This is a genomic window from Streptomyces sp. B21-083, assembly GCF_036898825.1.
Lineage (GTDB): Bacteria > Actinomycetota > Actinomycetes > Streptomycetales > Streptomycetaceae > Streptomyces.
Genome location: NZ_JARUND010000002.1, coordinates 235337 through 261628, shown reverse-complemented (window position 1 = coordinate 261628; position 26292 = coordinate 235337). Strand labels below are relative to the sequence as shown.

At 70.1% G+C, this 26292-nt stretch carries 25 protein-coding genes and 2 pseudogenes; 15 read left to right on the top strand and 12 right to left on the bottom strand.

The features are described from left to right. Nucleotides 1–97: 97 nt before the first annotated feature. The 7 genes and pseudogenes from QA861_RS25245 to QA861_RS25215 all read left to right on the top strand — a co-directional run. Nucleotides 98–1423, top strand: a complete 1326-nt coding sequence (locus tag QA861_RS25245; protein WP_334590862.1) for an aldehyde dehydrogenase family protein — start codon at nt 98–100, stop codon at nt 1421–1423. A gap of 370 nt (nt 1424–1793) precedes the next feature. Continuing rightward, a complete protein-coding gene (locus QA861_RS25240) occupies nt 1794–2351 on the top strand; it encodes a DoxX family protein (protein ID WP_334590861.1) in 558 nt (185 codons plus the stop codon). A gap of 23 nt (nt 2352–2374) precedes the next feature. Next, nucleotides 2375–2545 (top strand): annotated as a pseudogene (locus QA861_RS25235) (NAD(P)-binding domain-containing protein); the annotation flags it as partial. A gap of 100 nt (nt 2546–2645) precedes the next feature. After that, a complete protein-coding gene (locus tag QA861_RS25230; RefSeq protein WP_334595059.1) occupies nt 2646–2891 on the top strand; it encodes a hypothetical protein in 246 nt (81 codons plus the stop codon). A gap of 76 nt (nt 2892–2967) precedes the next feature. Next, nucleotides 2968–4338 carry a phosphoinositide-specific phospholipase C-related protein gene (locus QA861_RS25225; protein WP_334590860.1) on the top strand — a complete coding sequence of 457 codons (1371 nt, stop codon included), beginning with the start codon at nt 2968–2970 and terminating at the stop codon, nt 4336–4338. Between the two features lie 84 nt (nt 4339–4422). Then, nucleotides 4423–5322, top strand: a complete 900-nt coding sequence (locus QA861_RS25220; protein WP_334590859.1) for an aldo/keto reductase — start codon at nt 4423–4425, stop codon at nt 5320–5322. Between the two features lie 210 nt (nt 5323–5532). Further along, nucleotides 5533–6480, top strand: a pseudogene (locus QA861_RS25215) (hydrolase); the annotation flags it as partial. Between the two features lie 189 nt (nt 6481–6669). Here QA861_RS25215 and QA861_RS25210 read toward each other — a convergent pair. Further along, nucleotides 6670–7377 (bottom strand): dienelactone hydrolase family protein, encoded by a 708-nt coding sequence (locus QA861_RS25210; RefSeq protein ID WP_334590858.1) that lies wholly within the window; start codon nt 7375–7377, stop codon nt 6670–6672. Then, entirely contained in the window at nt 7313–8197 is an 885-nt protein-coding gene (locus QA861_RS25205; RefSeq protein WP_334590857.1) for a phosphatase PAP2 family protein, read from the bottom strand. Before QA861_RS25205 ends, QA861_RS25210 begins: the two co-directional genes overlap by 65 nt. 179 nt (nt 8198–8376) lie before the next feature. On the opposite strand from QA861_RS25205, the gene QA861_RS25200 reads away from it, so the two are divergent. Beyond that, nucleotides 8377–8772, top strand: coding sequence for a VOC family protein (locus QA861_RS25200; RefSeq protein WP_334590856.1), 396 nt, complete (start codon nt 8377–8379; stop codon nt 8770–8772). A 45-nt stretch (nt 8773–8817) separates the two neighbouring features. Next, nucleotides 8818–9888, top strand: a complete 1071-nt coding sequence (locus QA861_RS25195; RefSeq protein ID WP_334590855.1) for an adenosine deaminase — start codon at nt 8818–8820, stop codon at nt 9886–9888. On the opposite strand, the gene QA861_RS25190 is transcribed toward QA861_RS25195, so the two are convergent. Both QA861_RS25190 and QA861_RS25185 read right to left on the bottom strand, forming a co-directional pair. Beyond that, nucleotides 9870–10385, bottom strand: coding sequence for a mycothiol transferase (locus QA861_RS25190; RefSeq protein WP_334590854.1), 516 nt, complete (start codon nt 10383–10385; stop codon nt 9870–9872). The genes QA861_RS25195 and QA861_RS25190 overlap by 19 nt on opposite strands. 28 nt (nt 10386–10413) lie before the next feature. Beyond that, on the bottom strand, nt 10414–11313 hold the full coding sequence (locus QA861_RS25185; RefSeq protein WP_334590853.1) for a LysR family transcriptional regulator: 900 nt from the start codon (nt 11311–11313) through the stop codon (nt 10414–10416). 119 nt (nt 11314–11432) lie between these two features. Between QA861_RS25185 and mgrA the strand changes: the two genes are divergently transcribed. After that, nucleotides 11433–12425 (top strand): L-glyceraldehyde 3-phosphate reductase, encoded by a 993-nt coding sequence (mgrA, locus tag QA861_RS25180; RefSeq protein ID WP_334590852.1) that lies wholly within the window; start codon nt 11433–11435, stop codon nt 12423–12425. Between the two features lie 27 nt (nt 12426–12452). Here the strand turns inward: mgrA and QA861_RS25175 are convergent, their stop codons facing one another. After that, nucleotides 12453–12749, bottom strand: a complete 297-nt coding sequence (locus tag QA861_RS25175) for a DUF1905 domain-containing protein (protein ID WP_334590851.1) — start codon at nt 12747–12749, stop codon at nt 12453–12455. 331 nt (nt 12750–13080) lie between these two features. Here QA861_RS25175 and QA861_RS25170 point away from each other — a divergent pair, with 331 nt between their 5' ends. Continuing rightward, on the top strand, nt 13081–13491 hold the full coding sequence (locus QA861_RS25170; RefSeq protein WP_334590850.1) for a hypothetical protein: 411 nt from the start codon (nt 13081–13083) through the stop codon (nt 13489–13491). A 69-nt stretch (nt 13492–13560) separates the two neighbouring features. Beyond that, nucleotides 13561–15903, top strand: coding sequence for an ABC transporter ATP-binding protein/permease (locus QA861_RS25165; protein WP_334590848.1), 2343 nt, complete (start codon nt 13561–13563; stop codon nt 15901–15903). Nucleotides 15904–15939: 36 nt separating this feature from the next. Here the strand turns inward: QA861_RS25165 and QA861_RS25160 are convergent, their stop codons facing one another. After that, entirely contained in the window at nt 15940–17229 is a 1290-nt protein-coding gene (locus QA861_RS25160; RefSeq protein WP_334590847.1) for a streptophobe family protein, read from the bottom strand. A gap of 133 nt (nt 17230–17362) precedes the next feature. Further along, nucleotides 17363–17818 carry a hypothetical protein gene (locus QA861_RS25155; RefSeq protein ID WP_334590846.1) on the bottom strand — a complete coding sequence of 152 codons (456 nt, stop codon included), beginning with the start codon at nt 17816–17818 and terminating at the stop codon, nt 17363–17365. Between QA861_RS25155 and QA861_RS25150 the strand changes: the two genes are divergently transcribed. Further along, on the top strand, nt 17817–18269 hold the full coding sequence (locus QA861_RS25150) for an ATP-binding protein (protein ID WP_334590845.1): 453 nt from the start codon (nt 17817–17819) through the stop codon (nt 18267–18269). The genes QA861_RS25155 and QA861_RS25150 overlap by 2 nt on opposite strands. Before the next feature lie 98 nt (nt 18270–18367). Here QA861_RS25150 and QA861_RS25145 read toward each other — a convergent pair whose 3' ends face one another. After that, nucleotides 18368–19255 carry an RNA polymerase sigma factor SigF gene (locus tag QA861_RS25145; RefSeq protein ID WP_334590844.1) on the bottom strand — a complete coding sequence of 296 codons (888 nt, stop codon included), beginning with the start codon at nt 19253–19255 and terminating at the stop codon, nt 18368–18370. Between the two features lie 301 nt (nt 19256–19556). After that, nucleotides 19557–20333, bottom strand: a complete 777-nt coding sequence (locus QA861_RS25140) for a class I SAM-dependent methyltransferase (protein ID WP_334590843.1) — start codon at nt 20331–20333, stop codon at nt 19557–19559. Nucleotides 20334–20429: 96 nt separating this feature from the next. On the opposite strand from QA861_RS25140, the gene QA861_RS25135 reads away from it, so the two are divergent. Continuing rightward, a complete protein-coding gene (locus QA861_RS25135) occupies nt 20430–20840 on the top strand; it encodes a helix-turn-helix domain-containing protein (RefSeq protein WP_334590842.1) in 411 nt (136 codons plus the stop codon). A gap of 31 nt (nt 20841–20871) precedes the next feature. Here the strand turns inward: QA861_RS25135 and QA861_RS25130 are convergent, their stop codons facing one another. The 3 genes from QA861_RS25130 to QA861_RS25120 form a co-directional block, all read right to left on the bottom strand. Then, on the bottom strand, nt 20872–21474 hold the full coding sequence (locus tag QA861_RS25130; RefSeq protein ID WP_334590841.1) for a ClpP family protease: 603 nt from the start codon (nt 21472–21474) through the stop codon (nt 20872–20874). 1 nt (nt 21475) lies between these two features. Then, nucleotides 21476–22132 (bottom strand): ATP-dependent Clp protease proteolytic subunit, encoded by a 657-nt coding sequence (locus QA861_RS25125; protein WP_334590840.1) that lies wholly within the window; start codon nt 22130–22132, stop codon nt 21476–21478. A gap of 175 nt (nt 22133–22307) precedes the next feature. After that, the gene (locus tag QA861_RS25120; protein ID WP_334590839.1) at nt 22308–25004 is read right to left on the bottom strand and encodes a cellulosome protein; all 2697 of its coding nucleotides are present in this window, start codon (nt 25002–25004) and stop codon (nt 22308–22310) included. A gap of 212 nt (nt 25005–25216) precedes the next feature. On the opposite strand from QA861_RS25120, the gene QA861_RS25115 reads away from it, so the two are divergent. Beyond that, a complete protein-coding gene (locus QA861_RS25115) occupies nt 25217–26242 on the top strand; it encodes a LacI family DNA-binding transcriptional regulator (RefSeq protein ID WP_334590838.1) in 1026 nt (341 codons plus the stop codon). Nucleotides 26243–26292 lie beyond the last annotated feature (50 nt).

Here is a 26292-nt window from a genome sequence, read left to right as displayed (position 1 = left end):
TACTTTGCCGTGTGGCAGGTTGGCACGTACGTCGAGTACATCGAGCCGGCCTTCCGCGCCCGAGACCATCGCATGATTCCACCGTGAGCGAGGCACCGTGAACCACCCCACGTCCCCCGAGCAGCCCGCCAACATCGTGGCGCGCCTGCGCGCGACCTTCCGTACGGGCCGTACCAAGCCCGTCGAGTGGCGCAAGGCCCAGCTCGGCCGACTGCGCGAACTGCTCACGGAGCACGGCAAGGACGTGGCCGCCGCACTCCACGCGGACCTCGGAAAGAGCTCGACCGAGGCCTACCGTACGGAGATCGACTTCACGATCCGGGAGATCGACCACACCCTCGACCACCTCGACGGCTGGCTGCGCCCCGAGCCCGCGCCGGTCCCCGAGCGCCTCGGCGCCGACGCCACCGCCTGGACGCAGTACGACCCGCTGGGTGTCGTCCTGGTCATCGCCCCCTGGAACTATCCGGTCCAGCTCCTGCTGACCCCGGTCGTCGGCGCGCTGGCCGCCGGTAACGCGGTCGTGGTCAAGCCGAGCGAGCTGGCTCCCGCCACCTCCGAGGCCGTGGCCCGGCTGCTGCCGCAGTACCTGGACACGGACGCGGTCGCCGTCGTCGAGGGCGGCGTCCCGGAGACCACGGCCCTGCTGGCCGAGCGCTTCGACCACATCTTCTACACCGGCAACGGCATGGTCGGCCGTATCGTGATGCGCGCCGCCGCCGAGCACCTCACCCCGGTCGCCCTCGAACTCGGCGGCAAGTCCCCGGCGTTCGTGGACACCGGCATCGATGTGGACGTCGTCGCCGACCGGCTCGTCAAGGGCAAGTTCCTCAACGCCGGCCAGACCTGTGTCGCCCCCGACTACGTCCTGACCGATCCGGAGACCGCCGCCGCGCTGGAGCCCGCGCTCGCCAAGGCCGTCGAGAACCTGTTCGGCGCGGACCCGGCCACCTCCACCGAGTACGGCCGGATCGTGAACGAGCGTCACTTCGACCGGCTCGGCGGGCTGCTCGACTCGGGGCGGGTCGTCACCGGCGGAGTCAAGGACCGTGCGACGAAGTACATCGCGCCGACCGTCCTCGCCGATGTCGACCCCGCCTCGCCCGTGATGCGGGAGGAGATCTTCGGCCCGATCCTGCCGATCGTCACCGTGCCCGCACTGGACGACGCGATCGGCTTCATCAACGACCGCGACAAGCCGCTCGCGCTGTACGTGTTCACCGAGTCCGGCACGACCCGGGAGCGGATCGCCGCCGAGACGTCCTCGGGCGCGGTCGGCTACGGCCTGCCGCTGGCCCATCTCACCGTCTCCGACCTGCCGTTCGGCGGGGTGGGGGAGAGCGGGATGGGCAACTACCACGGTCGTTACTCGATCGAGACGTTCAGTCACCGCAAGGCGGTACTGGCGAAGCCGCTGAGCTGAAACGGACAAGCCCGGCCGCGGCCGGGACGCTGATCGCCCGTGGTGCCGAGAACATCGTTCTCGGCACCACGGGCGATCAGCTGTCAGGTGTGTCTGCGCGGCGGACATGACGGTCTGCATGAGGAGGGCTGCCCGCCTCGGCGGCCTGCTCCAGCAGCTCGGTGAAAAGGTTCAGCAGGGCCAGGTGCGCGGTCGCCACCTGCGCGGGGTTTGTCGACGAACAGACGGGCGGCGGACATAACTTGAGCATTGGGTTGACGTCTTTGGCCTGTCCCCTCAAGGTGCTGTGGTTCGTTGAGGAGTGCGTGCTCGCACGCGCGGAAGCGGCAGCGGCGGCGGAAGTCGCCACCCGGCAGCAGGGGAGAGCGAGTTGACGAACGCGGAAGCAGTAGCGGTGCTGGCCGTAAGAGTGGTCCTGGGCGCCATCATGATCGCGCACGGGCTCAACCACTGGCGGGGCGGCGGAAAGATCGAGGGCACGGCCCGCTGGTTCGGCGGGCTCGGGCTGCGGCACGGAACGCTGCAGGCGTGGATGAGCGTGGTCACCGAGGTCGGCGCGGGCGCGCTGCTGGTCCTCGGCCTGTTCACCCCGCTGGCCTGTGCGGCGGTGGTCTCGGTGATGCTGGTCGCGGGGCTCCTCGCCCACCGGCCCAACGGGTTCTTCGTGTTCAAGGACGGCTACGAGTACGTCCTGATGCTGGCCGCGATCTCGCTGGCGCTCGGGGTACTGGGGCCCGGCAAGGTCTCCCTGGACCACGCCGCCGGCATCGAGGTCACCGGCTGGGCCGGAGGCGGCATCGCCCTCGGAGTGGCCGTGGTGGCCACAGCGGGGCTGCTGGCGACGTTCTGGCGGCCCGCGCGTCCCGAAGCCGCCGCGAAGACGGAGGACCCGGCGGTCATCGGAGCGGCGGGACAGGAGACCGGTTGACGCGGGTGCGGTGAACCGGGCTCGTGAGTCAGGGCGGCCCCGTGGCACGGCGGATCGTCGACGCAGGGTTCACGACGACGCTGTGGGCGAGGAGACCTGCCTCGCTCACCCCGTTCGCCGCGACCTCTGCTCAACGTGCTGTCTCCGCAGCCGTGTTGGCCGCCGCAAGTGACCTCGTGAACGTCTGCGTCGGTGACTCCGCGGACGTCGAGGAGGTCAACGCCGACGACGAGGGGGTGCTGGCCGGGCTGCGCCGCCTCCGCCGACGTACTCGCCCTCGGGTGCACCCTCGACGTGGACCCAACCGGTCTCGCCCACGTCATCGCGCACGGCAGCGGGGTGAGTTTCGCGCTGGGCCGGGTCGCCGCGGCCGGTGGCAACCGCGACCGGATCGCCGCCCTACCGCTGCTGCGCAAGGACGCCCAGCTGCTCGCGGACCTCGCCGAAGGAACCGGCACCCCGGCTGGCGCGACCGTCGTGCGAACCGCCGACGACACCCTCGCCGGCATGGCGCGGAGGCGGGTGTGCCGGGTGTGCTGACTTCATGCCGGGCTTCGTGATGTCATGCCCCTGCCGAGCGCGTCGTCGATGCGCCGAGTTCATGAAGGGCCCGTACATGCCGACCCCCCGCACCGCACTGCTCACCGCAACAGCCGCACTGGCGGCGGCAGTTGCCGCGCCCGCACCGCCCGCCCTGGCCGCCGCCGACCCGACCGCCGGGACCTACTACCTCCAGAGCGCGACCACCGGACTCAACGCCGCCGACGACGCCGGAGCCGTCGAACAGCACAGGCCCAAGGGCAACGAGGACCACCAGCAGTGGACGCTGCGCGCGAGCGGAACCTCCTACCTCCTGGAGAGCACCGATACCGCGGGCAGCTGTCTCGGCCGCTCCGGTGACAACGCCAGGACCGTCGCCTGCACCAGCGCCGACGCGGCCTGGGAGATCACCCCGTCCGGCACCGACCAGTACACCCTCAAGGCGCCGGGGACCACCCGTTATCTGACGGTCGCCGCCAAGCCGTCCGGCGCCAACTACCCCGACCAGCTGGCCATCGGCGGCTCGGGCGGGTTGGCCGCCTGGTACCTCACCCCGGTCGCCCCCACCGTCGCCCCGATGCCGCCCGCCGACCAACGCACCCTGGACCAGGTCACGTTCCTCACCGCCCACAACGCCTACGCCAACGGTGTCGACGGCGGCTTCGCCCCGCCCTTCGTCAACTTCGTCCCCAACCAGTCACGTGGCATCAACCAGCAACTCACCGACGGTGTACGCGGGTTCATGCTGGACATCCACCAGACCCCCGACGGTGCGATCCTCTGCCACAACAGCTGCACCCTCGTCGGCAGCCCCGTCGCCCTCTGGGTCGACCTCCAGCGCATGGTCGACTTCCTCAAGCAGAACCCCACCCAGGTGGTCACCGTCTTCCTGGAGGACTACGTCGACCCGGGCGTCCTGCGCGGCGAACTCGCCCGCGTCAACGGCCTGTCGGACGTCCTCTACCGTCCCGACCAGACCGGCGTCCGGCAGAACGGCTGGCCGAAGGTCGCCGACCTGATCGCCGCCAACGACCGGCTGCTCATCTTCACCGACCACAGCCGCTCCGCCGACCAGGCCGCCGGGCTCACCCGGGACACCTTCGGGGTGATGTACCAGCGCGAGTGGACCGTCGAGAACTACTGGTCCATGGGCGGCGGCCTCGGCACCTCCGACTGGTCCTGCTACAGCCGCTGGTACGGCGCCGACTCCAACACCCCGCTCACCCGCACCGAGGGCGCCTTCACACCCCTCTTCGTCATGAACCACTTCCGGGACGTGGCGATCGCCAACACGGCGGCGACCGACAACACCAAACTCGCCGACCGGGCCCAGCGGTTCTGCCGGCCCGCCGCCCGCAAGAAGCCCAACTTCCTTGCCGTGGACCGCTACGACCTCGGAAACTCCGCCTCGGCGGTCGCCACGCTCAACACCTACGTCTACCCGTAAAGAACGCCAAAAGGACGCCAAAGAACCCCAGACGGCCGACCCCGACGCCGATCCGGTGCCAGCCGCACGTGCGAGACTCCGCCGATGACCTCGGAAACGATCACCGCGGACGCCGCGGGCACCTGGAAACTCGGCGATCTCACCGTCAACCGGCTCGGATTCGGAGCCATGCGGCTCACCGGCAGCGCGGCTTTCCACCTCGGCACGCCCAGTGACCGCGAACGGTCGCTGGCCGTGCTGCGGAAGGCCGTCGAACTCGGCGTCAACCACATCGACACCGCCGCCTTCTACTTCTCCGCGCTGCGCTCCGCCAACGAACTGATCAACAGCGCCCTGGCGCCGTACGCGGACGACCTCGTCATCGTCACCAAGGTCGGCCCCCACCGCGACTACTCGGGAGAGTGGGCGACCTCGGCCCGCCCCGACCAACTGCGCGGACACGTCGAGGAGAACCTCCGCCAGCTCGGCCGCGACCACCTCGACGTGGTCAACCTGCGCCGGATGAACCAGGACTCCGTCGCCGAGCACTTCGGTGCGCTCGCCGACCTGCGCGAGGCGGGCCTGATCCGTCACCTCGGCATCTCCGCCATCGAGCCGAGACACCTCGCCGAGGCGCGGGCGATCGCCCCGGTGGTCTGCGTGCAGAACCGGTACGCACTCGACCGTCCCGACCCCGAGGGCGACGAACTCCTGCGGCTGTGCGGGGAGTCGGGCATCGCCTTCGTACCCTTCTTCGCCGTCGCGGGCGGCGGCGGAGCGAGGGGCGCCACCGACACCCACGACGCCACGGTGCTCGCCGCCGCCCGCGAACACGGCGCGAGCCCCGCCCAGATCCGGCTCGCCTGGAGTCTCCACCAGGGGGCGCATGTGCTCGCCATCCCGGGCACGGGCAATCCCGATCACGTCGTGGACAACGTGGCGGCGGGCGGACTACGGCTGACGGACGACGAGTTGGGCCGCCTCGGCGTCTCACATCGCCCGTAATAGTCGTCAAACAGCCTTTTCCGGCCGGTGGTTACCGGCGTGTAAGAGCTTTACGTGAAACTCTGGCCGGGCCTCCCGGTGGCGTCGATCTTGTCGGTACGGTCCTGCCTTGTGTGCATCGGGCGGTCGTCAACGCCCGGTCTACGCGCGCAGATTCGTCACCCGCACCGCCTTCCCCCAGCTCTCCCCCCACCCATGGAGGAATGCCAGATGTACGCCATCACCGGGTCCCGGCACAGAATCACCTCGGCCCTGGCCGTGCTCGGCCTGATCGCCACCGGCGTCGCCGTCCAGGCCACCGCCACCGCGACAGCCGCGACCGCCGCCACCCCCCACCGCATCCTGTTCGACAACGCCCACGCCGAGACGGCCGGCAACGCCGACTGGATCATCTCCAAGAGCCAGCCCGACCCGCTCTCCGAGGACTCCGCCCCCTCCGGCGAGAGCGACTGGACCGGCGCGCTCTCCTCCTGGGGCGTCGCCCTCCAGCAGACCGGCGACTACAGCCTCAAGACGCTGCCCTCGGGCTCCGCCCTCGCCTACGGCGGCTCCACGGCGACCGACCTGTCGAAGTTCGACACGCTCGTGCTTCCCGAACCCAACACGCTGTTCACCACCGCCGAGAAGACCGCCATCATGAAGTTCGTCCAGAACGGCGGCGGTCTCTTCATGATCTCCGACCACACGGGCGCCGACCGGAACAACGACGGCGAGGACGCCGTCGAGATCCTCAACGACCTCATGACCAAGAACAGTGTCGACTCGACCGACCCGTTCGGCTTCTCCATCGACTCCCTGAGCATCAGCTCCGGCTATCCGGCCGCGATCAGCGCCGCGACGAACCCGGTTCTGCACGGCACTTTCGGCACGGTCACCAAGAGCCTCATCGCCAGCGGTACGACGGCCACCCTCAAGCCCGCCGACAACTCCGCCGTGAAGGGCCTGGTCTACCGCTCCGGCTACTCGGGCAACACCGGCGCCTTCTTCCTGACCAGCACCTTCGGCAGCGGCCGGATCGCGTTCTGGGGCGACAGCTCCCCGATCGACGACGGCACCGGCCAGTCCGGCAACACCCTCTACGACGGCTGGAACGACACCGGCGCCACCAACGCCCCCCTCGCCCTCAACGCCACGGCGTGGCTCGCGGGCGCGAGCGGCTGACCTACGGGACGGCACCGACGTACGGCACCGGAATCGACATACGTCATCGAGCCCGCGCACGCGGCCGTAACCGGCGGCCGTAACCGGTGTACGTGGCCGCAAACGGTCGGGGCGGGCCCGGGGAATCACCCCCGGGCCCGCCCCCCGTCGCGTCAGTCACCCACCCGTTTTCAGCTCACCGGGCGGTCAGCGCACCTGTTCCTTCAGGAACGGCACCGTGCTCTCCCACGCCGAGGCCGCCGACTCGGCGTCGTACACCGGGCGCGAGTCGTTGAAGAAGGCGTGGTCGGCCGGGTACACGCGCAGGTCCGGGGTGATGCCGGACTGTTCCTTGATGGCCTCGCGCAGCGGCTCCAGGCTCTCCACCGGGATGCTCGCGTCGAGTTCGCCGTAGTGGCCCAGTACCTCGGCCTTCAGCCCGGAGAAGTCGGGCAGCTCGCCCTGGATCACGCCGTAGAACGGCACGGCGGCGCTGACGCGCGGGTCGGCGGCGGCCTGGTAGAGCACGAAGCCGCCGCCCATGCAGAAACCGACCGAGCCGACCGTCTCCGAGGTGACCTCGGGCCGCGCCAGCAGGTAGTCGACCGCGCCGGAGAGCAGCTCGACACCCTTCGGTACCGGCAGGGCCAGCATCATGCGCAGTGCCTCCTCGCTCTCGTGCGCCACATTGCCGCCGTAGAGGTCGGGGGCGAGGGCGACGAAGCCCTCCCGCGCGAGCCGGTCGGTGACGTCAGCGATGTGGTCAGTCAGACCCCACCACTCCTGGATGACTATGACGCCGGGCCCGCTCCCGGCCGGAGGCAGTGCCAGATAGCCGTGCGCGGTGGTGTCAGCGCTGGGAAACGTCACGTTCTGATGGGAGGGCGATCCGGTCGGCTTCGGCAGCTCGGACATGGCACTCAACTCCTGGAAGGGCAGCGCTCGGTGGGGGTGCGCCGCAGTCGGACTCCGGCGCGATCCCCACCTTGCCACGTATGAGTTCGGACTCTGATCCCGGCCCCGCTGCGTCGGGCGGCGACACTCTCGCCCGCGCTGTTCCCTCGCCGCTCAGAAGCGCTTCCTCCCACGCGTCCGGGGCGAAGCGCGTCACCCCGTACGCCGTCAGGCCCAGCCACCACACGGCGAACAGCCAGCCGCCGACGACGTCCGAGAACCAGTGGACGCCCAGATAGACCCTGGTCAGCCCGATCAGCAGGCCCCAGCAGCCGACCGCGGCGGCGATCACGCGCCGGCCGCGCGGCGCCCGTGTCCACACGGCCAGGACGAGCAGCCCGGCAGTGACGGCCGAGGTGGTCGTGTGACCCGAGGGGAACGACCAGTGCCCGGCGTCCGTCACCCAGTGCGCCGTCGCGGGCCGGGGACGGGACAGCAGTGCCATCAGCGAGAACCGCACCGCCTGGGCGGCGACCAGACAGGCGAGACAGGCGGCGGCCGCCTGGATCCGCTGCCGTGGGGTCCGGCCGAGCAGGTAACCGGCGAGGGCGACCAGGGCGTACGGAACGAAGCCCGTGCCGGTGTGGGTCAACAGTCGGGCGAGGGTGACCGCCACGTCCGGGCGGTGGGCGAGCGACCAGTCCAGCAGCTCTCGGTCGCCGAGGAGGGTGCCGCCGCCCCGCATCGTGATCGTGACGGCGAGCAAGGCCAGCAGCACGAAAGCGACCAGGCTCCCCAGCGCGGGGGAGCCGGCCCTTGCGACGGCATGGTCACGGTTCACACCTGCTCGACGATCTCGCCCCCGCGATCGTTCCCCGGACCGCGAAGGGGGATCACACCCGAGGGCACGGAGATGACACACCAGGGGTGTTACGTATAACCTCACCCGTCAACCGCACGTCGACCGGCGTCGGCCGAACAGCCCACCGCACCACCACCCCGAGAGGCCGAGGAGAGCCCATGAGACGCATCGCCCTGATCACCCTCGTCGTCGGCGACTACGACGAGGCGATCCGCTTCTACACCGACGCGCTCGGCTTCCGGCTCGCCGAGGACAGTCCGCGCCCCGACGGCTCCCGCTGGATCGTCGTCGAGCCGGGCGCCGCGGGCACGGGCACCGGCCTGGTGCTCGCCCGCGCCAAGGACGAGAACCAGCGATCCCGGATCGGCGACCAGACCGGCGGACGGGTCGGCTTCTTCCTGCACACCGACGACTTCGCCCGCGACCACGCCCGGATGAGCGCCGCCGGCGTGACCTTCCTGGAGGAGCCGCGCCATGAGCCGTACGGCTCGGTGGCCGTCTTCCAGGACCTCTACGGCAACCGCTGGGACCTCCTCCAGCCCGCCACCGGCTGACCCACCCCACCCACCGCACAAGTACCTGCCGAGGAACCACCGCACATGACCGCGTCCCCCGTCGACACCGCCACCCTTCGCCGCCTCCCCAAGGCCGTGCTGCACGACCACCTCGACGGCGGCCTGCGCCCCGCCACCCTGGTCGAGCTCGCCGCCGAGATCGGCCACACCCTGCCCACCACCGACCCGGACGAGCTGGCCGCCTGGTACTACGAGGCCGCCAACTCCGGTGACCTGGTGCGCTACATAGCCACCTTCGAGCACACCCTCGCCGTGATGCAGACCCGCGAGGGCCTGCTGCGCACCGCCGAGGAGTACGTCCTCGACCTCGCCGAGGACGGCGTCGTCTACGCCGAGGTGCGCTACGCGCCCGAACTGAACGTGAACGGCGGCCTGACCCTCCCCGAGGTCGTCGAGACCGTCCAGGAGGGGCTGGCGGCGGGTATGGCGAAGGCCGCCGCCGCGGGCACCCCGGTGCGGGTCGGGACGCTGCTGTGCGGGATGCGCATGTTCGACCGAGTCCGTGAGGCCGCCGATCTGGCCGTCGCCTTCCGGGACGCCGGCGTCGTCGGCTTCGACATCGCGGGCGCCGAGGACGGCTTCCCGCCCGCCGACCACCTCGCCGCCTTCGAACACCTGCGCAGCGAGAGCGTGCCGTTCACCATCCACGCCGGCGAGGCCCACGGTCTGCCCAGCATCCACCAGGCTCTCCAGGTCTGCGGCGCCCAGCGCATCGGCCACGGCGTCCGTATCACCGACGACATCGTGGACGGCAAGCTCGGCCACCTCGCGGGCTGGGTGCGCGACCGCCGGATCGCCCTGGAGATGTGCCCGACCTCCAACCTCCAGACGGGCGCGGCCACGTCGATCGCCGAGCATCCCATCACCGCCCTGCGCGACCTGGGCTTCCGCGTCACCCTCAACACCGACAACCGGCTCGTCTCCGGTACGACGATGACCCGCGAGATGTCCTTGCTCGTCGAAGAGGCCGGCTGGACCGTCGAGGACCTGCGCACGGTCACCGTGAACGCCGTCAAGAGCGCGTTCATCCCCTTCGACGAGCGGGGCGCCCTCATCCAGGATGTCGTCCTGCCGGGCTACGCCTCGGCGCTCTGAAGCAGTCCCCGCAGATAGGCGGCCTGGCCGACGTGCTGAAGATCGTCGGCCAGGACACTGACCAGCCGTACGCCGAGAGTGACCGGCGGATCCCAGCGCTCGTCGACGACACGCTCCAGGTCCCCGGCGGTCAGGGCGCGCAGGGCTTTCAGGCTCTGGGCGTGCACGGCGTCGTGGTAGCCGGTCAGCAGTCCGGCGGAGTCGACCCGTACCTCGGCGACCTGCGCGGAGGTGTGGCCGTAGCCGATGTCATGGGATTTGAGGCCGAGGCCGAAGCGTTTCTCCCAGTCCTGGGTCAGCCACACCTGGTCGAGCCCGAAGGCGCCGGCCACATGGTCGTCCTGGACCCGGGTGAGGTGCCACACGAGCCAGGCGACGGAGTTGGCGTCGGGGCCGGGGCGGTGGTTGAGCTCGTCGGGGCCAAGGCCCTCGACGGCGGCGTGGACCTCTTCCTGGATGCGGTTGTACCCGTCGATGAGGATGTCCTTTGCATGCATGGGGTCCACCCTCCCGCATTCCGGTCCGTCACGCGCCCGTGGTCGCCGGCTCGGTCTCCAGCAGGGCCATGAGCGCCCGCGCCGCGGGACTGGTCGCCGGCGAGGGCGGCAACAGGGCGACCGTCTCGTACACGGTTTCGCCGGTGCCCTTGACCGGGAGCGCCGTCAGCGACTCGCGCTTGTGCCGGAAGTGCCGGGGGACGACGGCCACGCCGAGGTTCTCGTCCACGAGGTCGAGGAGGCTGTGCACGTCGTTGACCTCCAGGGCGACCGTCCGGCGCACACCAGCCTCGGCGAAGACCGCGTCGGTGGTGCGGCGCGGCCCCCAGTCCGCGTGGAAGTCGACGAACACCTCACCGCCCAGGTCCTCCGGGGTCACGGCCGCGCCGGCCACCGCCAGCCGGTGACTCGGATGGCACAGCACGGTCATCGACTCGCTGCTCAGCGGTACGGCACGCAACTGGTCGGTCTCCTCCTGCGTCCCACGGACCGCGAAGGCCAGGTCCAGACGCCCGGCGGCCACCTCCTCCGCCAAGGCGCCCGCGCCCGCCTGCCGCAGCGAGATCTCGACGTCCGGGTGCTGCCGCCGGAACGCGGCGAGGACCCCCGCCACATGCACCCCGGCGATGCACTGCTCGGAGCCCAGTGCGAGCATCCCTCGAAGCACCCCCTGCACCGCGGCCACCGCCTCGTGGGCCGACCGCACCTGCGCGAGGATCCGCTCGGCCTCGCCGAGCAGCGCACGTCCCGCCGGGGTGAGCGTCACCCGGCGGGTGGTACGCACGAACAGCGGGGTCTGCAGTTCCCGCTCCAGCGCGCGGATCGAGGCCGACAGGCCCGACTGGGACACCATCAGCCGCTCGGCGGCCCGGGTGAAGTGCTGGTCCTCCGCGACCGCGACGAAGTGCTGGAGATGGCGTAGTTCCATGATTGAGAAGCCTAGCCGCTGAATACCATCGGATTCTCCTGTTGGACCACTGCCCGTCCGCGGGGAAGAGTGGGACCAGTAAAGATCACCTCAGCTGTGCCAACCCATCTGGAGTCGCGTTGTACACCGCACACACCGACCGTTACGCGGACATGCCCTACCGGCGCACCGGACGCAGCGGCCTGAAGCTCCCCGCGCTGTCGCTCGGCCTGTGGCACAACTTCGGCCCCGACCGCCCGGTCGACACCCAGCGGGCCATCCTGCGCCGCGCCTTCGACCTCGGCGTCACCCACTTCGACCTGGCCAACAACTACGGCCCGCCGCCCGGCGCCGCCGAGTCCGCGCTCGGCGAGGCCCTCAAGGCCGACTTCGCCCCGTACCGCGACGAGCTCGTGATCTCGACCAAGGCGGGCTACCTCATGTGGCCGGGCCCGTACGGCGAGTGGGGTTCGCGCAAGTACCTGCTCTCCTCCCTCGACCAGAGCCTGACCCGCATGGGCCTGGACCACGTCGACATCTTCTACTCGCACCGCCCCGACCCGGAGACTCCGCTGGAGGAGACGATGGGCGCCCTGCACACGGCGGTTCAGCAGGGCAAGGCGCTCTACGTCGGCGTCTCCAACTACTCCGCGGAGCAGACCCGGGAGGCCGCCCGCATCCTCGCCGAGCTGGGCACCCCGCTCCTGATCCACCAGCCGCGTTACTCGATGCTGGACCGCCGTCCGGAGGACGAGGGCCTGCTGGACGCGCTGGACGAGCTCCAGGTCGGCTCCATCGTCTTCTCGCCGCTGGAGCAGGGCGTGCTCACCGGCCGCTACCTCAACGGCATCCCGGCGGACTCGCGGGCGGCCAGCGACAGCCCCTTCCTGAACTCCGACAAGATCACCGAGGACCTCGTACAGCAGCTGCGTACCCTCGACGGCATCGCCAAGTCGCGCGGCCAGAGCCTGGCCCAGCTGGCTCTGGCCTGGGTCCTGCGTGGCGGCCGGGTCACCTCCGCGCTGGTGGGCGCGAGCAGCCCGAAGCAGCTTGAGGACAGCGTCGCGGCCATCGGCAACCTGGAGTTCTCCGACGACGAACTGGCCCGGATCGACGCGGTCATCAAGGCCTGATCTCTGTTCGGGTCTTCCCGTGTTCCGTTATGAACGGAACCGCTCGGCCAGCCGTACTGTCACGGTGGCACCCTCTTCCTTTCCGATGGCTTTCCGGATCTCGGACTTCACGGGGAGTTTGTGGGTGCCGTCGCCCAGTGCCATGAACGAGCTGCGGAAAGGGTGTCCGTCGATCGTCCCGCTGACCTTGACCAGGCCGCGGGTACCGAAGTACGTGACGGATTCCGGCCAGACCAGGTAGGTCCAGCCCCCTGGTGCCGGGCTTTTGCGCAGTACGGCTGTGAATTCCTCGTCGAGCTTGTCGACTTCTTCGCTGGTGGCCATGGGGCCCTCCATTTCCAGTGGTCTTCACTGAAGAGACAACCGGGAAGCGGAAAACTCATCGCGAATCCCATGATCTTCCGGAATCTTCGGGGATCTGTCGGCGGGAGAAGAGGCCGTCCCGTCGGATTCCGGTCCATACCTGCCAGGAATATGCCAGGAGAATGCCTGGAAACTGGCTGGAAAGGCGTGGTGACAGAGTGTCAATAGTGAAGATACTCAACTGGTAGAACACTGCACCAAGTGGACCATCGAGTGACCAGCACCAACGCGGCGCAGCGAGTGAGCCGCAGGGAAAGCGAGGCAGGGCCAGCAGGCGATCGGGGGAAAGATCGTGCACGACGAGTTTCTTTGTCATGTCACGGCGTACGGCGTCTGCGCGGGCCGGCGTATCGGCGTACCGCTGGGCACCTACCGCGCGCCGACTCTGGCGCTCGCGCTGTGGTGGTTACGGGACCGGGCGAACTGGATCGCCGAACGGCTCGATCCGCAGCCCGACGAACCGTACTTCCCCCCGAACTCGCTCATCCCGGTCGCCGCCACCGTGCCCGACGTGCCCGGCCTGATGCGCGCCTGGGCGATGGACCCGTACCAACAGGAGCTGGTCGCCGACGAGTTGGCGGCCGGCAGGCTCGTACGGATCGCCACGTACGACGAGACCACCGAGTACGAACTGCTCGCCGAGTCCGTCGACGCACTGCGCATGCAGCGGACCAACCCGGCACTGGTCGTGCCGGTCGCCTGACCGGGCGGACCCCCGTACCGCGCCATGCTGGCCAGGCGTATATACGGACGAATCGCTAGAATTTTGGGCATGGTGGACCGCTCGGTCGCGCCGACCGCGCCCGAACTCGTCCTGGAGACGGAGACGGGCTCCACGGTGATGAGTCCGGGCCGCGACTATCACGTCGGACGCGACCCACTCAGCGAGATCGTCATCGACGACGCCAGGGTCTCGTGGCACCACGCGGTGCTGCGGCCCGAGGACGGCCACTGGACGGTCGAGGACGAGAACAGCACGAACGGTACGTACGCCGACGGGATGCGCGTCCAGGAGCGGGACGTCGGCCCCGGCAGCGTCCTGTACTTCGGCAGCCTCGCCGACGGGCCACGAGCCGTCCTCGTCAGTCCGCCCCCGCCGGTTCCCGAACGCTCCTCGGCTGTTCTGATGCCCTCCCTCACCGGCACCTTCCGGCAGCCCACGACCGTCCGGCCACTGCCCGCCCGTACCGTCCGCATCGGCCGCGCCGACGACAACGACCTGATCGTCGACGACCTCCTCGTCTCCCGCCGGCACGCCGAACTGCGGGCCCACCCGGACGGGACGTACGAGATCGTCGACCTGGGCAGCCACAACGGCACGTTCCTCAACGGCGGGCCCGTCGCCCGGGCGATCCTCACGCCCGGTGACATCGTCGGCGTCGGCCACTCCGCGTTCTGCCTGGTCGGCGACCAGCTCCAGGAGTACGTCGACACCGGCGAGGTCTCCCTCGATGTCCAGAACCTCACCGTCGCCGTCGACCACGGCCGCAAGACGCTCCTGGAGGACGTGTCCTTCCCGGTGGGGGAGAAGTGCCTGCTCGCGGTCGTCGGCCCCAGCGGCGCCGGCAAGTCCACCCTCCTCAACGCGCTGACCGGCCAGCGCCCCGCCGACCACGGCACGGTCCTGTACGACGGACGCGACCTCTACCGTGACTACGCCGAGCTGCGCCAGCGCATCGGCCTGGTGCCGCAGGACGACATCCTGCACGCCCAGCTGACCGTGCGCGGAGCCCTCACCTACGCCGCCGAACTGCGCTTCCCGCAGGACACCGCGAAGGCGGAGCGACGGGCCCGCGTCGACGAGGTGGTGCGCGAACTCGGCCTGGAACAGCGCGTCCGCCAGCCCGTGCACAGCCTCTCCGGCGGACAGCGCAAGCGAGTCAGCGTGGCCCTGGAACTGCTCACCAAGCCATCGCTGCTCTTCCTCGACGAGCCGACCTCGGGTCTCGACCCGGGGATGGACCGCTCGGTGATGCACATGCTGCGCGGCCTCGCCGACGACGGCCGGACCGTCATCGTCGTCACCCACAGCGTGCTCAGCCTCGACGTCTGCGACCGGCTGCTCGTGCTCGCGCCGGGCGGCAAGGTGGCCTACTACGGCCCACCCGAGGACACCCTCGCCTTCTTCGGGTACGAGCAGTGGCCGGAGGCGTTCGAGGCCTTCGAACGCGACCGGGAAAGGGACTGGGCGGGGGACTACCGCACCTCGCCCTTCCACCGGCGGTACATCGCCGACTCGACCGCCCAGCCCCGGCTGCCGAGGTCGGGCCCGGTCGACGCCGCACCGCCCCCGCCCGAGCCGCGGAGCTGGGGCGCCCAGCTGGGCACCCTGGTCCGCCGCTACACCGCCGCGCTGAGCGCCGACCGCACCTTCCTCGCCATCGTGATCGCGCTGCCGTTCGTGATGGGCGCGATGGTCAGGGCGCTGGCCGGCAGCAAGCTGACCCAGGAGACGGCGATGAACGCGCTGCTCATCCTGTGCGTCGGAGGCGTCCTGACCGGGGCGGCCAACGCGGTGCGCGAGCTGGTGAAGGAACGCGTGATCTACCAGCGTGAACGGGCCGTGGGCCTGTCCAGGTCGGCGTACCTGATGTCGAAGGTCGTGGTCCTGGGGACGGTCACCGTCGCCCAGGCCGTCGTGCTGACCCTCGTCGCCCTGTTCGGCGTCGACCTCAACGCGCCCGGCAGCAAAGGGGTGTTGATGCCACCCCTCGTGGAGATCACGGTCGCCGTCGCGCTGCTCTCCTTCACGGCGATGATGCTCGGCCTCCTTGTCTCGGCGCTCGTCCGCAAGGAAGAGGTGACGATGCCGCTGCTCGTGCTGCTGGCCATCGTCCAGGTGGTGTTCTGCGGGGCCCTGCTGAAACTCGACGGCGTCCCCGGCATCGAACAGCTCTCCTGGCTGGTGCCCTCACGGTGGGCGCTCGGCGCGATGGCGGGCACGATCGGACTGTCGCGGATCGTCCCCGGCGATCTCACCGGCGACCCGCTGTTCGAACACTCGGCCGGGGTCTGGCTGATCGACGCGGGCATGCTGCTCGTCCTCTCGGCGATGTTCGGGTACCTGGTCCTGCGGCTGTTGCGGCGGCACGAACCGGCCGTCATGCGGAAGTGAGGGGGTGGGTGAGATGACGTGATCAACGCCATTCGCCTAGCGGTTGCCGACCTCTCCCCGCCTGTGCACCCGCCGGGCCAGCAGCGCGCCCAGGAAACCGGTGACCAGCCCCCACAACAGCGCGAGACCGAGCGCGCCCCACATGCGCGCACGCAGGAACAGGCTGCCGGAGAGGTTGCCGCCGAGGTCTCCGATGCCGAGTACGGACAGGCCGTAGTGGGCGGAGATCCGGCCGAGCAGACAGATCACCAGGACTGTCAGCGCAAGTGCGACCGCCATGTGCACGGCGTGCTGCCACGCCCGCATCCTGGCCGGTGAGCGCGCCGCCATCAGGAACGCGGCGGCCGGCAGCAGCACGGCGTCGACGACCAGCAGCCACCACACCTTGCCGTCGTAGCCGGAGAGGGTGTTCAGGTTGAGCGTGGCGGTGTCCGGAGTGCGCAGCACATCGTCGAGGACATGCGGCATCGGCAGGCCGAAGGGGCCCTCGACGCGCCCTTCCCAGGTGGCGCCCAGGCCGGTGGTGAGGGCGAGCCAGACGAGGTTCGGCATGCCCAGCAGCACCAGCGCGAGCGACTGCGCGGGCTGTCCACGCGTCACCGCCACGACAAGCCCGATCACGATCCCGAGGCCCACGAAGACGAGCAGGAGCACGACCATGGCGTACGCGGCCGGACGCACCGACTCCTGGAAGCGCAGCAGCCGCGCCGGCAGCGGGGCTCCGCGCGAGACCAGCAGGGCGAGCGCCAGTACGGCCGCCAGCCACAGCAGGCCGGCGAGGAGCGTCGGCGGTACATCCGTCGTGAAGCCGATCCGCGGAGAGGCGCCGAGGAGGTCGCCGATGTCGCCGAGCGTTCCGTCGCCCAGCGAGACCGCGAAGGTCTGGCGGGCCGCGAACGCCAGACCGGTCAGACCCAGCAGCCACAGGACGGCGACGCGCGCCGCCCAGCCGGCCAGCTCGCGAGCCCCGGCGACAGCCCGGTGCCGCAGAGGGCGCAGGAATCCCGCGCCCATCACGAGCGCCCCGACCAGCGTCACCGACAGCGGCATCACGGTGAGACCGCCGGCTGTCTCGGCGAGGTCTCCGGCGTCGCCTGTGAGGCCGACGCTTCCGCCGACCGCCGTGACGACGGTGGCCGCGACGACCCGGGGAAACGCGCCGTCCGGCAGGTCGCCCGCACCGGCCGCCCACAGTCCCAGCCCGGCGACCAGCACCATGGCGCCCAGCCCGGTCAGCACCGCGGCCAGGGCCTGTACCCAGCCGTGCCGGGAGGGGGTCCGCTCCTCGCTGAGCGTCGGCACGGGAGCGGGGGTTCGGGTGCTCACCCTGCCACGCTAAGCAGCACGCGGGAGGTGTGCCTGTCGAAAGCGGGGCCGGCGTCCGTTTGCGGAGGGGCCGGGGCCAGAGTGCACAATAAGCACATTGTGTAAGGAGACGGCAGAAACGCATTTAAGTGCCTCAGGAGCCCGCGTCGGAAGAAGAGCCCGTGAGCGTCCGACAGCCGTCCTTCGGCCGCCCCCCGTCGGTGAGTCCACCGACACCCTCGGAACCTTCGGCAGCGTCCTCGGAGCCGACGTCCAAGGCCCCCGGTCTGCGGCCGCCGCAGCCCCCGCTGCCGTGCGTGTCCGCGCCCACCGGCCCGCCGGCGTCGCCCGCGTCACCGGGCACCGCGAGCCCGTCGGCCAAGCCCTGCCCGCCGGCATCGAGCCCGCCCTCCTCCGCACCCCCGGCCGTCCAGCCACTGTCCTCGGCCCTGGGGTCACCCCCGTCCCCGCCCGACGACGGCGGCTCCGGCACGACGTCCTCCTGAGGTTCGGCGGAGGCCCGGGACACGGGGACTGTGGCGCGCGACTCGGGGTACGAGCAGTGTGCGACCGGGTCCGGCCGGACCCGGACACCGAGAGAGCCCCACATGATCGAACACCTGGGCGGACCAGTGATACCGAGTGGTTCGGGTGTCCCCGTCGAACCGCTGCGACGGGCGACGCACTTCACCGGTGAGCCGGGCTGCATCGCCGAGGCTCGCGCCTTCGCGGAGATCTTCCTCGAACAGCTGAGGAAGGAATGCCGCGCCCCGACGGACGAGCGCGTCGACGGTGAGCTGCTTCTGGTGGTGAGCGAGCTGGTCACCAACGCGGACCGGCACAGCTACGGCCCGTACGTCCTCGAACTGGAGGGCACGGACACCTCGGTGACGGTGTGGGTGTACGACAGCAGCGCGGCGCTGCCCGTCCGCTACCCCCGGGACCCGCAGCGGATCGGCCGACACGGTCTGGAGATCGTGCACACCCTCGCCACCGAGGTGACCGCCGGCCTGGTGCCGGTGGGCAAGTACGTCCGGGCCGTACTGCCGCTCAGCCGATGAGCCGAGACCCGGCTCGCAGGTCTCGGCTCACTCGCTGAACTGGCACTTGCCCGTCACTGAACTGGTCGAGCTGGATGTGCGGGTCGTCGACCGGCCGGTCAGGCGTAGTCGAGTTCGCCGAGCATGCCCTCACGCAGCTGCGTGATGATGCGCTTGATCAACCGGGAGACATGCATCTGCGAGCAGCCGAGCAGCTCACCGATCTCCGCCTGGGTGGCTTCCTCGACGAACCGCAGATGGATGATCTGCCGGTCCCGGTCGCTGAGTTCGGCGAGCAGCGGGGCCAGCGACTGGAAGTCCTCGACCAGTCGCATCCCGTGCTCCTCGACCCCGATGAAGTCGGCGAGCACCGCCTCGCCGTCGTCCGGGCCGTCGCCGGTCAACGCCGCGTCGAGGGAGGAGGAGTTGTAGCCGTTGGCGGCGATCTGGCCCTCGACCACCTCGTTCTCGGGCAGGTTCATCAGCGTGGCGAGTTCGGCGACCGTCGGATCACGGTCCAGCCTGCTCGCCAGTTCCTCGCGGGCCTTGGCCAGCTCGACACGCAGTTCCTGGAGTCGGCGCGGCACGTGCACCGCCCACGTCGTGTCGCGGAAGAACCGCTTGATCTCACCGACGATGTACGGCACCGCGAACGAGGTGAACTCCACCTCACGGGTCAGCTCGAACCGGTCGATGGCCTTGATCAGGCCGATCATGCCGACCTGGACGATGTCCTCCATGTCGTCGCCACGGCTCCGGAAACGCCCGGCGGCGAACCGTACGAGCGACATGTTCATCTCGATCAGGGTGTTGCGCGCGTACTGGTATTCCTGCGTTCCCTCTTCGAGTTCGGTCAGGCGCCTGAAGAACTGGCGGGACAGCTCCCGCGCGTCGCGCGGGGCCACCTTTCGCGGTTCCGCGAGTTCGGGCAGTGGGCCGTCACCCGTCCTGGCTCCGGCGGTGTCCTCGACGACCTCTGCCTTCGACCGGATCATGGCGGTGTCCATTACCTGTTACCTCTCCCACGAAAACATCGAGCTGCGGACGATAGAACGGTTCCCGACTGCGCGTACCCGGTCGAGCGCCATGCATGCCGCAAATGTTGCTCCGCGCAAGGGCGGAGTGGACGCGAGGGGGGAAAAGCCCCGCGGAACCACGGGTGTTGACCTGGCGGTAAGGAGCGTCGGACCGGTCGTGGTTCCGGCGTAGGGACCGTGGGGCGATTGCGGTGCACCGGCCGGAGGATCGGCGTAGGGAACCCGGTGCCGCGCCCCGCTCACCGGATTCCCGCCGACGTCGTGGTGGCGGTCAGGAGACCCGTGTCGCCGTGATCAGTTCGTGGAGGTAGCGCTTGGTGAGCCGGCCACCGTACCGCGTCTCCACCAGGTCCCGGATGTCGGCGAGCAGACCGTCGCGCGAGGGTGCGTCGAGCGCGCGGTGGCCCGAGTAGGTGAGCAGGACGTCGATGTACTCGTCCACGGAGTACGCGATGTCCTGGGCATGGCGCCGGACGGTGACCCGGTCGACGTACTCGGAGGTCTCCAACTCGCCGGTGTCCGTCGCAGTGTCGGCCTCGTCGACCTGTCGCAGATCGGGCGGCGTGGCCGGGTCCCACTGCTCGTAACACCGCTGTACCCGCTCGAAGAAGTCGACGGTGCCGCCCTTGACATGGTGCGTGGTGACGAGCGCGAGCAGCCCGCCCGGGCGGAGCGCCCGAGCCATCCTGGGCAGCCGTACCGCCGGGTCGAGCCAGTGGAACGCGGTCGCGCAGACGACCAGGTCGAACGGCTCGGTCGGCAATGGCCAGTGCTCGAAGTCGGCGACCGTCACCTCCGCCAGCGGGAACGCCCGCAGATTGTGCCGGGCCACGGCAGCGAGGGACGGGCCCAGTTCGACGGCCGTGAGCCGACAGCCCGACGCGGCCAGCGGGACGGTGAGTTGGCCCGTCCCCGGGGCGATCTCCAGGACGCGGGTGCCCGGACCGAGGCCGGCCGCTCGGGCCAGGTCGTCCACCAGGCCCTGGGGATACCGGGGACGGGCCCGGTCGTACAGTTCCGCCGCCTCGTCGAATGTGTCACGCAGCATGCTCGCCCCTCGCCCTGTCCGTCCCGCCGTGGTGATTCCACCCAGGGCAGAATGCCGACCCCTTCCCTTGGAAGCGACGGCTTTTAGGCTGAGGGGGTGAGCAATCAAGCGCCCGACCAGGCCCGCGTCATCCCGCTGCGTCCCAGGACCACAGCGGCACCGGCTCCCGCCCGCACGGTGCCTCCGGGGCCGCCCGCACCCAGGGAACCGCTCTTCCGCGACCTGGTCGGCGACGTCCTGCGCCGCGAACGGCTCGTCCAGGAACGCACCCTCAAGGACGTGGCGGACGAGGCCAGGATCTCCATGCCGTATCTGTCGGAGCTGGAGCGGGGCCGCAAGGAAGCCTCTTCAGAGGTCCTCGCGGCTGCCGCCCACGCCCTCGGCCTGGGCCTGGGAGACCTGCTGTCCCTGGCCCAGAGCGAGCTGACCCGGCACACCCGAAGCCGCACCCGGGCGCGTACGACGACGTCCGCGCCCTACAACGGGCTCTGCGTGGTCGCCGCCTAGCGGTTCGGCGTGCCGCGGGGGTGCCTTCCCGTCAGACGACGGCGAGGCGTCGGCTCACCACCTCGTCGGCCAGCCCGTACGCCACCGCCTCGGCGGCGGTGAACACCTTGTCGCGGTCCATGTCCGCGCGCAGCGTCGCGATGTCGTGGTGCGTGTGCCGGGAGAGCACTTCCTCGACCTGGGCGCGGATACGGACCATCTCCCTGGCCTGGACGGCCAGATCGGAGACCATGCCCCGGTGTCCGCTGCTCGCCGGCTGGCCGAGCAGCACCCGCGCGTGTTCGAGCACGAACCGGCGCCCCGGATCGCCACCGGCCAGCAGCACCGCCGCCGTCGAGGCCGCCTGGCCGACGCAGAACGTCGAGATCGGCGCCTGGACGTACGTCATCGTGTCGTAGATCGCCATCAGCGAAGTGAACGAGCCGCCGGGCGAGTTGATGTAGATCGCGATCTCCTGCTCGGGCGACGAGGACTCCAGATGCAGGAGTTGTGCGATGACGACGTTGGCGACGCCGTCGTCGATCTCGGTGCCGAGGAAGATGATCCGCTCGGACAGCAGCCGGCTGAACACGTCGTACGACCGCTCGCCCTGCGGGGTGCGCTCGACGACGTTCGGAATCGTGTACGTCCCCATGTCAGAGCCCCATCCGTCGTCGCGAGGTGGCGGGGCGCACGTCGGCCAGCGAGCCGACCACCTGGTCCACCATGCCGTACTCCAGGGCCTGTTCGGCCGTGAACCAGCGGTCGCGGTCGCCGTCGCGCGAGATCGTCTCCTCGCTCTGACCGGTGTGCTGGGCCGTGATGCGCTCGACGGTCCGCTTCGTGAACTCCAGGTTCTCCGCCTGGATCTCGATGTCGGAGGTGGTGCCGCCGATCCCGGCCGACGGCTGGTGCATCATGATCCGCGCGTTCGGCAGCGCGTACCGCTTGCCGGGCGCGCCCACGCTGAGCAGGAACTGGCCCATGCTGGCCGCGAATCCCATGGTGAGCGTGGACACGTCGTTCGGGATGAGCTGCATGGTGTCGTAGATGGCGAGGCCCGCTGTCACCGAGCCGCCGGGGCTGTTGATGTACAGGCTGATGTCGGTGCGCGGGTCCTCCGCCGACAGCAGGAGCAGCTGGACGCAGATCCGGTTCGCCGAGACCTCGTCGACCTGCGTTCCGAGGAACACGATGCGCTGGGCGAGCAGTTGGGCGGCGAGATGGTCGTCGAACCGGGAGGGAGGGGTGTCGCCCTCCTCGGCCCGGGGCAGCAGCGCCGGCCAGGGACCGGCGGCGGTGAGTGGGGACATGGGGGCTCCTCGGCGAGTCGTCGGGTTGTCGATCGTGAGTCGTGGATTTCGTGCGGGCGGATCGCTCCGCACTCCCCACTCTCGGTCCGACCCGACGCCGTCGGCGGATTTCTCGGCCCGCAGCAGATTCGCCGACGGCAGAGGGCCCGGGCCGCCGGCGGCCCGGGCCGGCCCGTCAGGCGGGCTGCTTCTGTGCCAGGGGGGTGACGGCGATACGGTCGATGACCGGCGCGTACGGGGATCGCTGGTCGTACTGGTTGTATGTGTCGCCGTTGAAGTCGGGCAGCTCGTCGGCGGTGAACGTGAGCCGGTTGGTGCCCTTCCTCAGGGTGAGCGGGACGGTCAGCTCCCAGAAGTTGTTGAAGTGGAAGGTTGTCGGGAACAGCACCCGGTGGGCCGGTCCGCCGTTGACCGAGAGGTCGGCGTGCCGGGCGATCGGATCGGGGTTGTAGTGCGTGGCGGGCGGCTGTTCGGCGTTGGAGTAGCGGATGGTCACGGCGTGCCGCCCGCCTCTGTCGGCGACGACGTCGACCGTGAGGGCGTTCGCCGTGCCGTCGCCGATGTCGGTGACCGCCTTGCCGCCGGTGGCGAAGGTGTAGGCGGCGGTCACCTTGGCGGCGCCGGAGAGCCGGCCGTCCTCCGCCTGGTAGACCCTGGTCGTCAGGGTGCCGCCGGTCCGGGCGACCCGCAGCCGGTCGAGGAGCAGGGCGCGTGAGGCGCCGGTGACGGTGATCTTGTTGATGCCGCCGGACAGGAACATCCGTACCCGGTCGGTGCCCTTCTTGTCGCCCCCGACCTTGGACACGTCCAGTTTTTCGCCGTTGAGGGACAGGCTCGCCCTGCCGCCGCCCAAGTGGTCGACGGACACGGTCGCTTCACCGTCGGTGGGGGAGTGGACCCAGAAGGTCGCGGTGGCGCCCTTGCCCAGCGGAACCGTGCCGGGACCCGAGGCGCCGGGGCGCGTGTAGGTGGGCCGCGTTCCGGAGAGGGTGGCGTACTCGGCCTCGTAGACCGCCGGTGCGGTCACGCGCGCGTCCCGCAGTGACAGGTCGATCTTGTCGATGATGGCGTCGCCCTTGGTGACGCCCAGGTCGGGGTCCTTCGCGGCGAGGGTGATGCGGTGCCTGCCGGCGGTGAGCTTCACCGTGGTGTCGGTGTGGCCCCAGACCACCCACTTGTATCCGAGCGGCAGCCGCAGTTCCTGCGGATCGGCGCCGTCGACCCGCAGGAAGACGTTGGTGGGACCCTGCTCCTTCACCAGGTCGTACAGGTTGTAGGAGTTGGCGAACACACTCAGGTCGTACGTGCCGTCCTGCGGGACCTCCACGTCGAAGCCGAGGACCCCGTCGGAACCGGTGCGCAGACCGCCCACGTTGTACGTTCCGGAGGTGGCGAACCCGCCGACGTTGGAGGGCGTGCCCTCGGGGCCGTTCTTCGAGTAGCCGCCGCCGGTGTAGGTGGCGTTCTCCGCCTCGTACGTCCCGCGCCAGCTCACCGACGGCTCGGCCGGTACCGCGCCGTGGCCGCCGGGGGAGAGGATGACCTGGTAGGCCGACATCTCGTTCATGCCGGTCATGGGGAGGGTGACGGTGCCGTCCGCGCCTACCGCGAGCTCCTGGTCGGCGAGGCGCAGGGGCTGGGCCGAGTCGCCGACCTGGCCGGTCCAGGGGATCTCCTGCACGGTGGCGTGCACGGCGCTGCCGAACAGCTTGGGGTCGATGTTCCGGAAGACGACGTCCGCGTCACCGCTCTTGCCGCCGAAGATCGCCCGGGACTGCTGCTTGTCCTCGTCGAGGGTGGCGACGCCCTGGAGGGTGTACTGCTGGTTGGGATGCGGGGCGGTCACCTCGACCGTGTGGCCGGACATCTGGCCGTAGGCGTTGAACAGCCACCACTGGCCGTTGCCCTTGTTGGCCTCCACCGCCGAGTCGTTGAGGTTGCCGTCGATGTTCCAGTACGCGAGGTCGGCGTCGATCTTGGAGTCCTCGATCGCGGAGACCCACTGGACGACCTGACCGGGCACGGAGAGGTGGAAGTTGTGGCCGTACTCGTTGACGTTGACGGGCAGTGGGCCGACACCGACGTCCTTCTCCATCTGCCGGTACTTCGCCACGCTCGTGCGGACCGCGGCGGGCGACGACAGCTCGTGCCAGGTCATCACGTCCGGCACGACGTCGTTGGCCTTGGCGTACTGCAGGAAGCCCTTGACCTGGTCGTAGAGGACGCTGGTGTTGGGGCCCGCGATGCGGGCGCCGGGGTCGAGGCCCTTGATGAGCCGGTAGACGTCCTTCCATGCCGCGAAGTAGGCCTGCGGGTCCTTCAGCCAGGAGACCTTGTCGTAGCTCCACTCGCCGGTGCCGAACATGTTCCCCTCGGGCTCGTTGAAGGGAACGTAGACGACGTGGTCCTTGTAGGCGCCGTCCAGGGTCAGGACCTGCTGGACCTGCTTTTTGATCTTCTCCTCGAAGTCGGCGAGCCGTGCCGGGCCGTCAGCACCCGGCCACTGGTAGGGGAAGCCGCGGTAGATGTCGGTCATGTAGACGTAGACGTCCTTGCCGCCCGAGTCCACGAACGGCGGCAGCATCTCCAGGGCGTCCGCGCCAGGGTGCTGGGGACCGTCCTGTGCCTTGGTCGACACCGTACGGACGTGCATGCCCTCCAGGACGTTGCGGCTGGGCACGCCGTCGCCGTAGACGCCGTAGAGTGAGCCGGAGGCGCCGCCGTGGAAGGCGCCGGTGTCGGTGGCGAGATCGATGGTGAGCTGTTCGGGCTGCGCCGCGCGGGCCGTGCCGCCGGCGGGCACGGCGAGCAGGGCGGCGAGGGCGGTGACGGCGGTGGCGCCGGCACTGGTTCTGCTGCGGGTGGGTCGCACTGAAGTCTCCGTGGGGTGAGCCAAGATGAGTGTCGAACCGGTTCGAACGATGCGTGCCGGGAAGCTAACACTGCCGAAAAGTGCTGGGCAATACTTCAACGCGGATAGGCTGGCAGGTGATTGAAGATCTGCGTCAGCCATTGACAGGGGCGGCTGCCGCTCCTAATTTGCCCCCACGCGAACCGGTTCGACGAATTCGACGAAGGAGTGCCGTGAACATCGGGGAGATCGCCAAACGGGCCGGGGTCTCGCGGAGCACCGTGTCCTACGCGCTCAGCGGCAAGCGCTCCGTGTCGGAGGAGACCCGGCGCAGGATCCAGCAGGTCATCGACGAGCTGGGCTACCGGCCCAACGCCAGCGCACGCGCCCTGGCCAACGGCCGCACCAGCACCATCGGCCTGGTTTTCCCGCCGGCGGGAAACCACTACACCGGCATGCAACTCGACTTCATCGGCAGCGTGGTGGAGGCCGCGGCGGCGTACGACTACGACGTGCTGCTCTCTCCGAGCGGGGTGGACAGCGACCGCTCGTTCCAGCGGCTGCTGGGTGAGCGGCGGGTCGACGGCGCGATCCTCATGGAGATCAGGCTCCAGGACGACCGGGTCGACCACCTGGGCGAGGAGAACTTCCCCGCCGTCTGCATCGGCCGCACGGCACACGCGGACCGGGACTGGTGGGTCGGCCTCGACCACACCGCGCTGGCGGCGGCCTGCGTCAACCACCTCGCCGACCTGGGACACCGCCGCATCGCCCTCGTGAACCGGCCCGAGCACCTGCTGCGGGCCGGGTACGAGTCGGCGCACCGCGGCCTCGACGGCTTCACCAAGGCGGCGGCCGAACGCGGGCTCACCGTACGGACGTACTGCTGCGGAGACGACGCCCCTGCCGGCCAGGAGTGCCTGGAGCGGATCCTCCACGACGACCCGGAGACCACGGCGCTGGTCACCCTGAACGAGGCCGCGCTCGGCGGCCTCTACCGGGGCCTGGCCATGGCGGGCCGTCACATACCGCGCGACTTCTCCGTCACCGGGGTCGTGGCCGGCCGCTGGGCGGAGACGGTGACCCCGCAACTGACGGCGGCGGACGTGCCGGCCGAGCACATGGGCCGACTCGCCGTAGAACTGCTCGTCGAGCGGCTCGACCACCCCGACGCGGTGCCCCGCCACCACCTCCTCACACCGCCCATCTCCCTGCGTGCCAGTACCGGGCCCGCCCGGTTGCCCGCGACGGGCGGCTGACGGCCCGCCACTCCACGCCTCCGCCACTCCACGCCTTCGCGGCTCCGGTA